The sequence below is a fragment of the Lactobacillus sp. ESL0681 genome, assembly GCF_029392835.1.
In the GTDB taxonomy this organism is placed as follows: Bacteria; Bacillota; Bacilli; order Lactobacillales; family Lactobacillaceae; genus Lactobacillus.
The window spans coordinates 722496-735894 of sequence record NZ_CP113943.1 but is presented as its reverse complement, the minus strand read 5'-3'; the positions used below and the strand labels follow the sequence as shown (position 1 = coordinate 735894).

General features: G+C 34.6%; 15 protein-coding genes, 1 tRNA gene and 1 pseudogene. 13 read left to right on the top strand and 4 right to left on the bottom strand.

Going from position 1 to position 13399, the window contains the following annotated elements; translation table 11 throughout:
* Positions 1-84 precede the first annotated feature (84 nt).
* Entirely contained in the window at positions 85-1728 is a 1644-nt protein-coding gene (locus tag OZX59_RS03445) for a polysaccharide biosynthesis protein (RefSeq protein WP_277126747.1), read from the top strand.
* 122 nt (positions 1729-1850) lie between these two features.
* Here the strand turns inward: OZX59_RS03445 and OZX59_RS03440 are convergent, their stop codons facing one another.
* Together OZX59_RS03440 and OZX59_RS03435 are read right to left on the bottom strand one after the other, a co-directional pair.
* Positions 1851-2072: a PspC domain-containing protein gene (locus OZX59_RS03440; RefSeq protein ID WP_277126746.1), complete on the bottom strand. Its 222-nt coding sequence runs from the start codon at positions 2070-2072 to the stop codon at positions 1851-1853.
* A 77-nt stretch (positions 2073-2149) separates the two neighbouring features.
* Positions 2150-2233: transfer RNA gene (locus OZX59_RS03435), tRNA-Leu, on the bottom strand.
* Between the two features lie 98 nt (positions 2234-2331).
* Here OZX59_RS03435 and OZX59_RS03430 point away from each other — a divergent pair.
* From OZX59_RS03430 to OZX59_RS03415, 4 genes are all read left to right on the top strand, one after another.
* Positions 2332-3612, top strand: a complete 1281-nt coding sequence (locus OZX59_RS03430) for a D-alanyl-D-alanine carboxypeptidase family protein (protein WP_277126745.1) — start codon at positions 2332-2334, stop codon at positions 3610-3612.
* A 1-nt stretch (position 3613) separates the two neighbouring features.
* Entirely contained in the window at positions 3614-4459 is an 846-nt protein-coding gene (locus tag OZX59_RS03425; protein WP_277126744.1) for an NAD(P)H-hydrate dehydratase, read from the top strand.
* 30 nt (positions 4460-4489) lie between these two features.
* Entirely contained in the window at positions 4490-5134 is a 645-nt protein-coding gene (locus tag OZX59_RS03420) for a L,D-transpeptidase (protein WP_277126743.1), read from the top strand.
* A 777-nt stretch (positions 5135-5911) separates the two neighbouring features.
* Entirely contained in the window at positions 5912-6493 is a 582-nt protein-coding gene (locus OZX59_RS03415; RefSeq protein ID WP_277126742.1) for a hypothetical protein, read from the top strand.
* A gap of 407 nt (positions 6494-6900) precedes the next feature.
* Here the strand turns inward: OZX59_RS03415 and OZX59_RS03410 are convergent, their stop codons facing one another.
* Both OZX59_RS03410 and OZX59_RS03405 read right to left on the bottom strand, forming a co-directional pair.
* Entirely contained in the window at positions 6901-7935 is a 1035-nt protein-coding gene (locus OZX59_RS03410) for a helveticin J family class III bacteriocin (RefSeq protein ID WP_277126741.1), read from the bottom strand.
* A gap of 168 nt (positions 7936-8103) precedes the next feature.
* Positions 8104-9345 (bottom strand): SLAP domain-containing protein, encoded by a 1242-nt coding sequence (locus OZX59_RS03405; RefSeq protein ID WP_277126740.1) that lies wholly within the window; start codon positions 9343-9345, stop codon positions 8104-8106.
* Positions 9346-9638: 293 nt separating this feature from the next.
* Here OZX59_RS03405 and OZX59_RS03400 point away from each other — a divergent pair, with 293 nt between their 5' ends.
* The 8 genes and pseudogenes from OZX59_RS03400 (at position 9639) to OZX59_RS03365 (ending at position 13379) form a co-directional block, all read left to right on the top strand.
* A complete protein-coding gene (locus tag OZX59_RS03400) occupies positions 9639-9917 on the top strand; it encodes a hypothetical protein (protein ID WP_277126739.1) in 279 nt (92 codons plus the stop codon).
* A 143-nt stretch (positions 9918-10060) separates the two neighbouring features.
* Positions 10061-10366 (top strand): annotated as a pseudogene (locus tag OZX59_RS03395) (SLAP domain-containing protein); the annotation flags it as partial.
* A gap of 12 nt (positions 10367-10378) precedes the next feature.
* Positions 10379-10951, top strand: a complete 573-nt coding sequence (locus OZX59_RS03390) for a hypothetical protein (RefSeq protein ID WP_277127028.1) — start codon at positions 10379-10381, stop codon at positions 10949-10951.
* Between the two features lie 208 nt (positions 10952-11159).
* A complete protein-coding gene (locus OZX59_RS03385) occupies positions 11160-11519 on the top strand; it encodes a type II toxin-antitoxin system RelE/ParE family toxin (protein ID WP_277126738.1) in 360 nt (119 codons plus the stop codon).
* Positions 11520-11523: 4 nt separating this feature from the next.
* The gene (locus OZX59_RS03380) at positions 11524-11781 is read left to right on the top strand and encodes a helix-turn-helix transcriptional regulator (protein WP_277126737.1); all 258 of its coding nucleotides are present in this window, start codon (positions 11524-11526) and stop codon (positions 11779-11781) included.
* 71 nt (positions 11782-11852) lie between these two features.
* Complete coding sequence (locus tag OZX59_RS03375; RefSeq protein WP_277126736.1) at positions 11853-12059, top strand: hypothetical protein; 207 nt, start codon at positions 11853-11855, stop codon at positions 12057-12059.
* A complete protein-coding gene (locus OZX59_RS03370; RefSeq protein ID WP_277126735.1) occupies positions 12007-12846 on the top strand; it encodes a hypothetical protein in 840 nt (279 codons plus the stop codon). Before OZX59_RS03375 ends, OZX59_RS03370 begins: the two co-directional genes overlap by 53 nt.
* Positions 12847-13220: 374 nt before the next feature.
* Positions 13221-13379, top strand: coding sequence for a hypothetical protein (locus OZX59_RS03365; protein ID WP_277126734.1), 159 nt, complete (start codon positions 13221-13223; stop codon positions 13377-13379).
* Positions 13380-13399: the final 20 nt, after the last annotated feature.

Genomic DNA, 13399 nt, shown 5'->3' with positions numbered 1-13399 from the left:
CCTAAAAAGAATAGTTATTTTGTTGTTAATCTGCCTGTTTGTTTCAAAATAGGATAGTTAGAACATTAGATTTAGGGAAAATTAATGAAAGAAAATAATTTGAAAGAACAAAGCACGCAAGATACCTTTATCAAAGGTAGTGCATGGATGACTTTTGGCTCAATTACCTCTCGTATTTTAGGTGCTTTATATATTATTCCTTGGTTTATGTGGATGGCACCTTATGGTAATATCGCTAATGCGTTAACTGCTAGAAGTTATAATATTTATAGTATCTTTATTTTGATTTCAACTGCTGGGATTCCTGGTGCTGTTGCTAAGCAGGTAGCCAAATATAACGCGCTAAATGAATATGAGGTTGGACAAAAGCTATTCCGCAAAGGCTTACTACTAATGGCAGCGTTAGGGGTAATTTCGGCGGCGGTAATGTATTTTGCTTCGCCACTACTAGCATCAAATGGGTCAAGTAGCGATCCACGCCAAATTGCAGTAATGCGGAGTTTGTCGTATGCGATTTTAATTATTCCGATTTTGAGTTTTATGCGCGGGTATTTCCAGGGATATACTGACATGATGCCGTCCGCAATGTCACAATTTGTGGAGCAGCTTGCGCGGGTTACATGGATACTTCTGACTGCTTATGTCATTATGCAAGTGCAACACGGTTCTTATGTTGATGCAGTTGTCCAGTCGAACTTTGCTGCTGCAATTGGGGCGGCCTTTGGGATTGGTATCTTAGCGTGGTTTTTGTTTTCTCGACGCAAGCAGATGAACGAATTAGTGGCTAATTCTGCTAATAAGGTACAAGTTTCTACTAAAGACTTATTTGTGGAAATCATTGGTCAAGCAGTGCCTTTCGTTATAACAGATGCTGGAATTCAATTATTCTATTTGATTGATCAGTATACTTTTCATCCGATGATTGCTAGTATCATGAAGGTATCTACAAATACGATTGAAACTTGGTACGCCTTATTTGCACTTAATGCTAACAAGCTAATTATGATTATTGTCTCGCTAGCTAGCGCAATGGCGGTTACGGCAATTCCACTATTATCTGCAGCACACACGAAACATGATCAGCATGGCATTTCCAGACAGATTGGTAGTATTATTGATTTATTTTTGTTTGTGATGATACCGGCAGCGTTTGGTATGGCAGCAATTTCCAAGCCAATTTATACTATCTTTTATGGCTTTGATCAGCTGGGTTCCAACATCTTGTATCTTTCAGCTTTTACGGCAATCACTTTAGGTTTATTTACTGTTTTGACAGCAATTTTGCAAGGTTTATCTGAAAATGGTCTGGCAATTAAATATCTGATTCTTGGGTTGATAATTAAGTTTGTTGTGCAATATCCAATGGTATACTTATTTAAGGCCTTTGGGCCGCTAGTTGCGACTAATGTTGGGATGTTAGCAATTATTTGGTTGGCTTTGAAGCATTTAAGGGTTAATTATCATTTCAATGCTAGTCGAACTAGTCGCCGTTTTATCGGGATTACTGCATTTTCAGTATTAATGTTTTTGCTAGTATTAGCAGTAGAAAAAGGCTTGGAACTGTTCCTAAGTCCTGCTAATCGCTTGCATGCTTTGATTATTGTTGTTATTGCAGTACTAGTTGGTGCAATATTCTACGTAGTTATGACGATTAAGTCAGAATTAGCACAAAAGATTTTAGGTAATAAATTTACGGCAATTTTAGCTAAATTGCATATTAAAGCATAAAAAAGACGCCATCATTCAATTGTGAATGATAGCGTCTTTTTGGTTTTGTCAAAAGCTGATTTACTTTTGGCTGCCCCTGCCAAGGAACTTTATTTTATCAATTGCTGTTACAAGATGCAATTTTATGATTGATGAAATTCACCATCTGTAACATGAGTGTGGTGATTTGCCTCAGGCATTACAATAGCAGCAACGATGTAAAGGATGATACCCCAACCGGAAACAAGCATTAGCGCGCAACCACAGATTCTAGTCCAAGCCTTATCCCAATTAAAGTATTCAGCGATTCCGCCGAATACACCAGCAACTATTTTATTATGAGATTTAGTTAATCTTTTTCGCATATTGGCCTTCCTTTACTGAAATTTGAGGTTGATTTTACAAAAAAAGCTAATCAATTTGATTAGCTCTTAAAGATTGATGCCCCGAAAAAGATTCGAACTTTCACTTAGTTACCTAAACAGCGACCTGAACGCTGCGCGTCTGCCAATTCCGCCATCGGGGCTTAAGAATTTTTAATACAGTAATAATCATACCAAAAATTTGGTAAAATGTAAGCATAAATAGTAATTTATCTCAAAAATTTTTGGTAAAGGAGATTCTATGAATTGTAAAAGAAGAGTTAAGCAGGTAATAATTGCTGTAGTAGCCGTATTATTACTGCTGCCAATTCATAAAGTCAGTGCCCAAGAGCTGCCTGCTAATTATCATAATGATTTGCAATTGGATGCTAAGGCGGCAATTGCGATCGATAGTCAATCTGGTCAACTTTTATACGGCAAAAATATTAATCAGCCGCTACCAATTGCATCAATGACTAAGTTAGTGACAGCTTACCTGACTTTGCAGGCAATTCAACGAAAAAAAATTACTTGGCAAACTAAAATTACACCAACGCCGGCAATTGTCAAAGTAGCAGGCAATCGGGATTTTTCCAATGTACCATTAAAAGCAGGGCATTCATACACGGTTAAACAGCTTTATCAAGCAACTTTAATTGAGTCAGCTAATGGTGCTGCGATGCTACTAGCTGAAGCTGTCAGTGGCTCGCAGCAGGCATTTGTAAGACAGATGCGCGAGCAGCTGCGTAAGTGGCAAATTACGGATGCCAAAATTTATACGACTTGTGGATTACCTAATAAGAGTGTCGGCAGTGATGCATACCCTAATGCAGATCCTGATGCAGAAAATCAAATGTCCGCTAGAGATATGGCAATTGTCGGGCAGCGATTATTGCAGGATTTTCCTGATGTGGTACAGACTACTACGATTGCGAGACGTGATTTTGTTGATCAAAATCAGCGCTATCCTATGACTAATTTTAATTGGATGCTTAAAGGCTTGCCGCAATATCAACCGCAACTAAAAGTTGATGGTCTCAAGACTGGGACAACAGATGCAGCTGGTGCTTGTTTTATTGCTACAGCTAAACATGAGGGAGCACGTGTTATTACGGTAGTACTTGGAGCAGCGCACAAGAGTCCGACGGATCCGGCTCGTTTCGTTCAGACTAGCCATTTATTGCAATATCTCTATCAGAATTATCGACCATTGATCTTTAAACCAAACGAAGTAATCACGGGTTTAACCAAGATGAAGGTTAAGAATGGTAAGCAAAAGCAGGTTAATCTAGGAATGAAGAGTGCCTCAGCGATTTGGCTACCAGTAAATGGTCCAAAATTGCAGGTAGAATTAGTCAATTCGAGTGTTGAGGCGCCAATAAAGCGCGGACAAATAATCAATGCTTATCAGTTTAAAGTTGGCAAGCAGAAGTTGTTGTCTGTACAGAATCCTACTGGTTTACGTATGCCAGCTAGCTCATTGCAAGCAACTGACAAAGTTAATATATTTGTTCGTTTCTGGCGTTGGCTTTTTGGAGAATAATATGAGTGAAATTAAAGCAGATATTTTGACCAAAGTGATTAAAAAACGACATAGCGCAACACACAAAGGAGATTATGGTCGCGTATTGCTAATCGGTGGCAACGAAAATTATGGTGGTGCAATTATTATGGCTACAGAGGGTGCGCTCAATACTGGTGCGGGCTTAGTGGCCGTAGCGACGCATTCGCTTAATCTAACCGCACTTCATGCTCGCGACCCTGAAGCAATGTATCTTGATTGGCGTGATCATAATTTAGCTAGCTTGATTGGCAAAGTCGATGTTGTAGTCTGTGGTCCAGGATTAGGAACTGGTAAATTTGCTAAACAAATTTTACAACTAATAGGAGAATATACTACTAGCAAACAGACATTAGTTTTAGACGCAAATGCGCTTGATATACTTGCTCAAGAGCGGCAATTGTTGCCAAAGCATGCCGGGACAATTGTGCTGACGCCGCATCAAATGGAATGGCAACGTTTAAGTGGAATAAAGATACCTTATCAAACTGACAGTGCTAATTTAGCAGCGTTTAATGAGCTGATTGATCAGCAAAAAGCGATTTTAGTATTAAAATCAAATCAGACACATGTTTATGATAATCAGGGCAGAGTTTTTGTCAATCCAACCGGCAATCCTGGTATGGCGACTGGTGGAATGGGTGATACCCTTGCAGGAATTATTGGTGGGTTTACCGCGCAATTTGGCGGCGAGCTTGACAGTGTTTTAGCTGCTGTATATCTGCATTCTCTAGCAGGGGATGTGTTAGCCCAAAATAATTATGTGGTTAAGCCAACTAGTCTGAGTGAATTGTTGTCGCAGTTAATGCAGCAGTATGCTAGTAAATAAGTGATATAAAGCGGAAAAGAGGAAGAGCGTATGAAAAATAGGTTGCTGAAATGGGGTACTTTTTTAGCAATAGCATTAATTGGAGTAATTAGTTTAGCGCGAGTTTCAATGCCACCAAATAAAATTGATGTTAAACAAGTAGCGCCTAAAAAATCCTTGGTCAAAAAATCGCAGCCAACTTATCGTCCATATCGCGATCCTGCTACTTTACGCAAACCCTATGATTGGCGCAGATCAAGTGAGGTTAGAGCATATCCTAAAATTAAGCGAATAGAAAATGATTTAACGATTCGGGTTTCACTTAAAGGAAATCGAGTTTATATTTTACGTAATAATGAACGAATTTATACGATGCTCGCTAGTGGTGGATTGTTTAAGAAGAGTAAATCATTGACGCCACTTGGCACTTTTAAGATTCAAGGTGGGCGAGGAGACGCCTTTTATAATCCAAACTTGAATGAAGGTGCCAATAATTGGACCAGTTGGGATGAACAGAATGTCTATCTGTTTCACTCCGTGCCAACCAAGAATAATGGTAAATATAATTTGACGCAAGCACGAAAATTGGGTAAAGAGCCAGCCTCTCATGGTTGTATTCGTTTAAGTGTAGCCGACTCGTTATGGCTTAAAGATAATATTCCCACTGGAACAAAGGTAATTATTAAAAATGAATAGACAAAAACCAATAGATATTAGAGCTGTTGGTTTTTTTATTGTCAGATTGATCTTGCCTAACAGAAAGTGAACATTATCTTGCATAGATACAGATCAGGAATTAGAAGATTGGATTAATAAAAGCAAAAAGTATTGATTAGGAACGTCTGACATTGTATATCACTTTTGTTAATGGAAAGGGTGCTAAACGCTGTTTTTTGGCTATTACATGGTAGCAATTTTGTTTAAAGTGAGGTGGATCACTTTTGCTTGTTTTTTGTCAGATTGTGTCATTAAAGACACGATTTTCTTTTTTAAATGATATAAAGTTGAAGGGAAGAGATAACATGAAAAGTAAAAGCTTTGTTGGTCTAGTTAAACAAAGGGACTACATTTCCATCAATAAAAAGCATAATTGCAAGTATCAGGAATTGATTAGATAGTTCTTTTAAAAAATTATGATATTTACTTTTGGTATTAACAATCTTAAATATGCATGCCGACAGTAATAAAACTATTGCTAAAATAATTTTACTACTATCATCACTGATCAAAAAAGACTTCTTAAAGAATATCAGAAATATAAATTGGGTAATAATTGCTATTACTAATAAAGTGTTACTAGTGTATTCAATATATTTCAATCTATTATCAGATATATGCTTCTGATATGTCCAAGTTGATATCGAAATGATTAATAATAAATATATAATGCTGCTGTACATGGTTAAGCTCCTATTTTTAAATTTTATGATAATGCTAAACTGTAGACTATGTATAAAGAAAGTGTGAATTCGAATGAAAAAATCTTTATATGCAATTTCAATATTATGTTTAATTAGTGGTGGTTTGTTAATTAGTAGTTCTAGTCAAGTTAATGCAAGCGATGCTACTATATCTTACCAAGATTCTGAAGAAGTACAACCAGTATCTGTTGGTACTATATCTTATCAAGATTCTGAAAAAATACAACCAGTATCTTTTAATGATGATTCGCTACGTAGCAGTGCTAGTCCAAATAGTATTGAAGGATATAAAAAGTTAGGATATTCAAACTTTTCTAAGAGTAAATGGTCAGGTACAACTAATGTCATGTCTACGAAAACTAAGCGTGTAGCAAAGGTAATTACTGAAACTGTTTTATCTCCATTAATTGTTAACAAATATGCTAAGACCATATATGGTATATATACAGTTAGTAGTGCAATAGCCACACAGCATCCAGATGTTTGGCCAACTTCGAATTTAAGAAATATTATGGCTAAAACTCCTGTAGGTTATACAGCTAGAATAGGTCAAGAAACTATTATAAAGTATTACTCTAATAGCAAACGTACACATTTATTTAAGACAATTCATCGTACGTATTGGTTTGGTTAAATCGAACCTCCAAGTTAAAACCAGCTTGGAGGTTTTTTCGTACAAGTTATAAAAATAGCTATCCCAAGTAATAAATTTATTTTCGAAAATCGGTAATGAATGCAGTGATTCAAATAACGATGAAGACTACTATTATAGTCACTAAAAATAAAAAAACAGCATTATTACTAAGAATAATGTTGTTAATGATTAAAATGGTGAAGTTTACCATGGCAGAACGTAATGCTTGAATAGCTCTGTCTCAATTAGCATAACATGTTTGTTGTTTTTAGGGCTAGGATTAAGGTTAGCGATTTCATAAAAGTGACATTTGTAAGAATGGACGAGTAAACGGAGGACTCATTAGAAAAATAAACAAAAATATCGTTAGGTCAGAGACCTAGCGATATTTTTAGTTTAAATTATATTTACCATTGAATTTCGTAAATTCGATTATTGATTGTTCCCCAGGTTTTTATCTTTTTACCTTTTGAATTCTTTTTATAGTAATATCCATGATAAGCCACTGTTAGATAAAGATGATTTTCATCAATGACCTGTACACTTTCAAATTCAGTAGCATACCCTTTGTAATCAACATTTGTATTATTAATTAAGTTGATATCTGTCCAAGTATATTGTTGTGTGGCGTCAGCGCCCCATGGTATTTTGTAAATATGACGTGGTTCTGAGGAACTACCCTCAGAAGGCGGGGTTTCACTGGAAATATAAATATTACAGTCATCATCAATATCATAGCCTTGGATAGAACCTATTAAGCCACCAATTCCAGCCATATTGGAAATACTAAATGCTGGGTACTCAATAACTGGTTGTAAGTTAGTAATACTGCATGCAGTAGTTCCATATTCATCTAACGCATTGTTGATATCAGTAAGTCTATAGAGAGAAAAATATCCGTTATTATTAAGATCAATAGTAGCAATTAAGAAGTACATGTGATTAGGAGATATTGCAGCTTCCGATCGCTTAAGATTAATGTTAAAACCACCAGCTTGATCAAGATGTGATAATCTAGGTAATTGTGTATTCTTAGTATACGTTGTTTTATCAGGTGGCATTGATACTCGAGCTACTTGTGTTGCCCACTTATACTTACTGCCAGGATCTGTCTTAACACCCTTAGTCCCAATAAACCATTCTCCTTTTCTACCAGCGTATTCCCAAGTTTGACTATGACTACAGGCCAGATCTTTCATGTTTAATATGGCGGATCCATAGGTAATTGGAGTGGAAGGACTAGCTTTAGGTACAGCTCGAAGTACAGAGTTGAGTTCAACCTTTTTATTAGTTTTTGAGTCCAGTTTCTTATGTAATTGCATAGCATAAACATAACTAGAACCAACATTGCCTTTTTGTACCACGTTTTGATAAACTCCGGTGTTACCACCAGTTTTTAAATTTGCAGCTAAAGAAATGTTGGGATAGGTAATTGCTTTCATATTTTGTTCCTTTCGAATTATAAAATTAAAATTTAAAACAAGTTAATATGATCTCGAGATCACGATTAATATATCATCAGAACATAAGTTTGTCAAACAAAAGTTCGATAATAGTGTGTTAAAAAAGTTCGTTGCTCAAGCAACGAACTTTTTACTTAATTAGATTTTTTAATATACGACAGGTCTTACCCCCACCATTGAATTGTTTGCTTCTTCCTTTGTAATTGCAATAAGTTGTTGAGCTCTGTTTAATAACCAAGCTGCTTGTTTAACTTCAATAATGGTTGGTGTTTTAGAAGCACTAATCTTTTTAGCATAGTCTAGGTATTTATCATATGATTTTTTGTAGCGATAATAGGCTGCATCATTATAATTTTCAGTAGCCTTAACTATTGCTTCTCGATCAATTAAGTTTTGTAACGATTGCTTGTCAGAAGTAGTCGCAATTTTGCTATCACTTTTAGCTTCCTCAGGCGTGTTAATGGGAGTTAACTGTGGTCCTGAAATATATTTGGTATCAGCAGCTTTAATATAGAAAGCATTGGCTTCAACAGCTCGGTATAAAAACGCTGTGTCATCAGAATTCGCCATACAGTAGAAAAGTTCAGTTTTGTTATCTTGTGGTACCCAAAGATATAATGCTTCAATTACCGGAATATAGTCAACTGCTTCTGGACCGGAAATGGTAATACTATCAGAGTTTTGTAGACTTGAAATGTTGTAAGCACTACTATTTGGGGTTAATTTTATATAAGTATCTTTTGTTTTGGTTGCTAATCTTTGATGTGGTTTATTTTTGACCAGACTGGTTGAAAAGATAGCATCATTAGTATTGGCAATGTGGTAACAATTTTCATATCCATTTCCTGAAAGGGTTGAACATATATAATCTATCTTTACTTTCATGCCATTTTTAAGTTTAGTTTTACTAGTTCCAGTTCCGGTACTAAAGTTCTTGGATACAGGACCTGTTATTTTGAGTGTAACAGTAGCGTCAGCAACGTAAAGCGGTTGGCCGTTAATTTTACTGACATTGACGGCTTTAATATAGCCACCATGACCAATATTGTAATAATATTTACCTTTAATTTTCTTATACGGCAACCATGACTGATTATAATTATCATCATCTAAAAGATAGTATTGCTTACTATCACGTTCAATTGACTTAATTGTTCCTTGGTGTTTTACATTAGTATTTTTGTGGAAATGAGTTTTATTTTTACTACCCCGATATTTTTTCAGTCGCTTACCTTGTTTGTTGTAGACATAAGCCCCATGAGCCAGTTTCATTGTGTTAGTGGCAGCAGTGACAGTATTAGAATTAAACACCTGAGTTGATGCTAATCCTACTCCCAAAGCTAAAACGCTACTAATAGCTCCAAGTAAAAGCTTTTTATTTAATTTCATAATTCACCTCAAAATATTAACTAATGTTTTAAGGCAATTATAAGCCAGACTGTAGATTATTTAAATTATAAGTTCTGAATTCAATCATGGCAATTATGTCGTGTTACTTCTGAATGTAATTTTGTTCAAACTACATTCAGAAGGCAATCTTCTATTTTTTATTTTCTCCACAAATACTTTACACTAACTTATTTTTATATAAAATTGAAGTCGCTTTATATGTATGCTAAAGTAACGATAATCTGATATTAATTTTATAAATATTAATGTAGCAAATAAGAGGTAAAGTTGTTATGGATGAATATATTAAAATGGTACTTAAAAATGATGGTAAGCTCAAGTTGATTCTTAAAGGTACTACGGAATTAAAAAATGATCAAAAAATTGGCGTTGTTTCAGTGGTATATATAACTAGAGATGTAGAGCTAGCAAAAGAACAATTTGAAAAATTAAATGAATATAAAGAAAATGACGATCTTTATATGATTTATAGCTGCGATGAGGATACATATTTACCAGGTTTAGGACATTATCCTTCTCTAGAAATTAGTAAAGAGGATTTACAAGATTAGTTTGCTTAACTTTGTAAGAATGGACAAGTAAACGGATAACTACTAGACTAAAAATAGAAAACTACAAAATGTTATAAGGAGAATCAATATGAAGAACAAGAAGGCTCTGCTAGGACTAGCGGCAAACTCCAGCAGTATCATTAATAACCAACAATAATCAAGCTCACGCAGTAGAAGATACAACCAAAGATCCAGTTGACGAGCAAGGAACTTTAGAGCTTAACCACAATGCTCGGGTATATAACAAAAAAGGCAAGAAATTAAAAAAGTTCCAAGGTAAAACTTCATTGCTGAAAAAGAACAAATCAGTTGAATATGCCAAGGAAGTTAAGCCCGTTGCTGATCCAAGTACTAAACGATATTCCTTCCATGATGATGAATGGAATTAGTTCTATTTACCATACAAGACAATCAAGGGTAAAGAATACTACAGCCTAGGACATGGTGGCTATATTAAGGCAGTGAATGTTGCTAAAATTAATGGAAACCTTTGTGTAACTAACAGCGTATCTGGGGTTGGAAAACAGTGGGGATCTAATAATTACAAAATATTTTTATATAATAGACAAGGTGAGAAAACAAATAAAAGTATAAAAATTGGTCAAAAAATCACTTTGGATAGACGAGCAAATATTTTTGATCTTACTGAAAAAGGTGATGGCTACAATGGAGGTACTATTTTTTATCGCATAAAAGGCACAAATGGCTTTATCAATAAAAATAATGTAAAAGGAAATATTAGGCATAATTTGCCTCTATATAGTAATTATACACATGTACTTTTTATAAATGACTCATATATGTATACTGAAAAAGGTGCCAGATTTAATTCGAATTTTAATAAACCGAGATTTAAGAAAAATTCTGAAGTTATAGTCACACAAGTAAGAGATATTTGGATTAAAGAAGAAAATAAAGTGGAACAGTGCTATCAACTTGGACAGAGTTATACAAGTGGTGAAGGTGTCGGATTTATAAAAGTATCTGATACAAGATTCATTGGTGGACGTGATATATTATCAAGTAATAAGTAATATATTTTTTTAATTAATTTCAATTTTTTGTTGCATAATTTTGTAGTGGAGATCATTAATGTAGGGATACTGATGGGTAAAAGAAGAAATTCAAAGCTTAAAAAATATGCAGAAGATTTTAAAGTGCTTAGTAATGAGCAATTGCTCAAATATAGCAAGTAAGTTATAATAGCAAATATAACCTATTTGCTATATTTGAGGGAAAGCAATGTATGATGTAGAAATTTATGAAGATAAGTGTGGTCATAGTGAAATAAAAGATTGGCTAGATTTGTTGAATAATAGTTCACAAACAGAAGATAAACGAGTACTTAAAAAAGTAAGGTATCAATTAAAGTTGTTGCAAGCCCTAGGTCCCAATATTAGGCCACCGCAATCTAAAATTCTTAAAGGCTATAAATATCCTATTATGGAATTGCGTCCTTTACCGGATAGAATTTTTTATGCTAGTTATGACGAAAATAAATTTATTTTACTGAATCACTATACTAAGAAGCAGAATAAAACTGATAAAAAACAAATTCAGCGAGCAATTAATCTTTTAGAAGACTGGTTAGAAAGGCAGTGATTAGATGAAACTTAATGATATCGAGGGTAGCTTTTCGTCTATTTCAGAAGATGAAAAAGTAAGTATTGACACTATGGCAAAGCTTTATGCGGAGAGAATTAGACGTAATATCCCGCAAGTAGTATTTGCAAAAAAAATTGGTATGAAGCAGCCACAGTTAGCAAAGTTAGAAATGTTAGATTCAGTGCCAACATTAGCAACATTGAATAGATATGCCAAAGGGTTGGGCTTAAAACTTGAAATTGATTTAGTTTCTGCTTAATAAATCGGCTGTTTTTTGATTGCTATTAGACTAAAAATAGCAGACTACAAAATGCTATAAGGAGGACCAATATGAAGAAAAATAAGGCTCTGCTAGGACTAGCGGCAACATTGTTGTTAACCACTCCAGCAGTATCGTTAATGACCAACACTAATCAAGCTCATGCAGTAGAAGATACAACCAAAGATCCGGCTGACGAGCAGGGAACTTTAGAGCTTAACCATAATGCTCGAGTATATAACAAAAAAAGGCAAGAAATTAAAAAAGTTCCAAGGTAAGAGTTCATTACTAAAGAAGAACAAGTCAGTTGAATATGCCAAGGAAGTTAAGCCAGTTGCTGATCCAAGTACTAAACGATATTCCTTCCATGATGAATGGAATTGGTTCTACCTGCCATATAAGACAATCAAGGGCAAGGAATACTATAGCCTAGGTCATGGTGGCTATATTAAGGCTGTAAATGTTGATAGTATCAACGATAATTATCTTTATACCAATGAAATTAAAGCTACTACTATAGCAAATTCTCCAACTACAAAAGTAGCACCATTATACGATACTAAGAATAATAAGATCAAAAAGACTTTAGAAATAGGTAAAAAGATAATATTAGATAAGCAATCTGAATCAACAGACTTTACTGAGATGGGTGACGGCTATGACGGGCTAACTACTTATTATCGGATTAAGGGGACAAATAATTTTATAGAAAAAAGTTTTTTAAAGCTTGGATCAAAAGCTTTATTACCAACCTTTTCTAACTTTATGCATGTAGCTGCCAAAAAGGATACACATGACTATACAGCTCAAGGGGAACTGTTTACACCTGATGATGTCGAATATAATCAACATATAAAGAAAGGGACAGATTTAGTAGTTACAGCAGCAACATATGTATGGATTAAAAGTGAATCAAAAACTGAGTTACTATACAAACTTGCTCCCACCAGTGACTTTAGTGCAATATATAATCAACCGAAAGGATATATTAAAGCTAAAGATTTTAAATATGTTGCTGGAAAGAAGTTGCAGCCTTTAAATACTTTTAGCGAAATTAATCAATGATCGTAATAAAAGTGATTGACTCTGTATCAAGCATCCTTTTTATAAAAATAAGCAAAGTTAATATTAAATGCTCATTTTATAGTATAATTTAAGTATAAAGAAAGCGCGATTTACATGCAAAGTTCAACTAAAAAGAAGACAAGTACAACTCGATCAGACTATAGCTGATAATGCAACTATAGTTTTTGAAGAGTTAGGAATAAATCCAACTACGGCAATTATGTTGTTTTACTCTAGAGTTGCTGCTGAAGGTAAATTACCTTTTGATGTTGCTTTAACAGAACGTGAAAAAACAAACATTGCTTTAACAGATGCTTTTAAAGGATTACCAAATGAAGAAATAGCTACAGACCATGAATTAGAAGAATGGATTAATGAGAGTGAAAAATACTGATTTAGGAATGTCTGACATTGTTACTGCTTACATCACTTTTGTTAATGGTAAGGGTGGTAAACGTAGACCTGCTCTGATAGTTGCAGAGACTAGCGATAAATTTGCAATAAATAATTCTAAGCAAGTCCAGGAATTTTAGTGAATTTCTGGACTTTTTAC

What these genes read in the sequence shown, in the direction of transcription:
- OZX59_RS03370 (WP_277126735.1), top strand. Translation starts at nt 12,007, where the DNA reads ATGCTCGAGTATATAACAAAAAAAGGCAAGAAATTAAAAAAGTTCCAA.
- OZX59_RS03430 (WP_277126745.1), top strand. Translation starts at nt 2,332, where the DNA reads ATGAATTGTAAAAGAAGAGTTAAGCAGGTAATAATTGCTGTAGTAGCC.
- OZX59_RS03410 (WP_277126741.1), bottom strand. Translation starts at nt 7,935, where the DNA reads ATGAAAGCAATTACCTATCCCAACATTTCTTTAGCTGCAAATTTAAAA.
- OZX59_RS03445 (WP_277126747.1), top strand. Translation starts at nt 85, where the DNA reads ATGAAAGAAAATAATTTGAAAGAACAAAGCACGCAAGATACCTTTATC.
- OZX59_RS03420 (WP_277126743.1), top strand. Translation starts at nt 4,490, where the DNA reads ATGAAAAATAGGTTGCTGAAATGGGGTACTTTTTTAGCAATAGCATTA.
- OZX59_RS03365 (WP_277126734.1), top strand. Translation starts at nt 13,221, where the DNA reads ATGAGAGTGAAAAATACTGATTTAGGAATGTCTGACATTGTTACTGCT.
- OZX59_RS03385 (WP_277126738.1), top strand. Translation starts at nt 11,160, where the DNA reads ATGTATGATGTAGAAATTTATGAAGATAAGTGTGGTCATAGTGAAATA.
- OZX59_RS03440 (WP_277126746.1), bottom strand. Translation starts at nt 2,072, where the DNA reads ATGCGAAAAAGATTAACTAAATCTCATAATAAAATAGTTGCTGGTGTA.
- OZX59_RS03405 (WP_277126740.1), bottom strand. Translation starts at nt 9,345, where the DNA reads ATGAAATTAAATAAAAAGCTTTTACTTGGAGCTATTAGTAGCGTTTTA.
- OZX59_RS03415 (WP_277126742.1), top strand. Translation starts at nt 5,912, where the DNA reads ATGAAAAAATCTTTATATGCAATTTCAATATTATGTTTAATTAGTGGT.
- OZX59_RS03425 (WP_277126744.1), top strand. Translation starts at nt 3,614, where the DNA reads ATGAGTGAAATTAAAGCAGATATTTTGACCAAAGTGATTAAAAAACGA.
- OZX59_RS03375 (WP_277126736.1), top strand. Translation starts at nt 11,853, where the DNA reads ATGAAGAAAAATAAGGCTCTGCTAGGACTAGCGGCAACATTGTTGTTA.
- OZX59_RS03380 (WP_277126737.1), top strand. Translation starts at nt 11,524, where the DNA reads ATGAAACTTAATGATATCGAGGGTAGCTTTTCGTCTATTTCAGAAGAT.
- OZX59_RS03400 (WP_277126739.1), top strand. Translation starts at nt 9,639, where the DNA reads ATGGATGAATATATTAAAATGGTACTTAAAAATGATGGTAAGCTCAAG.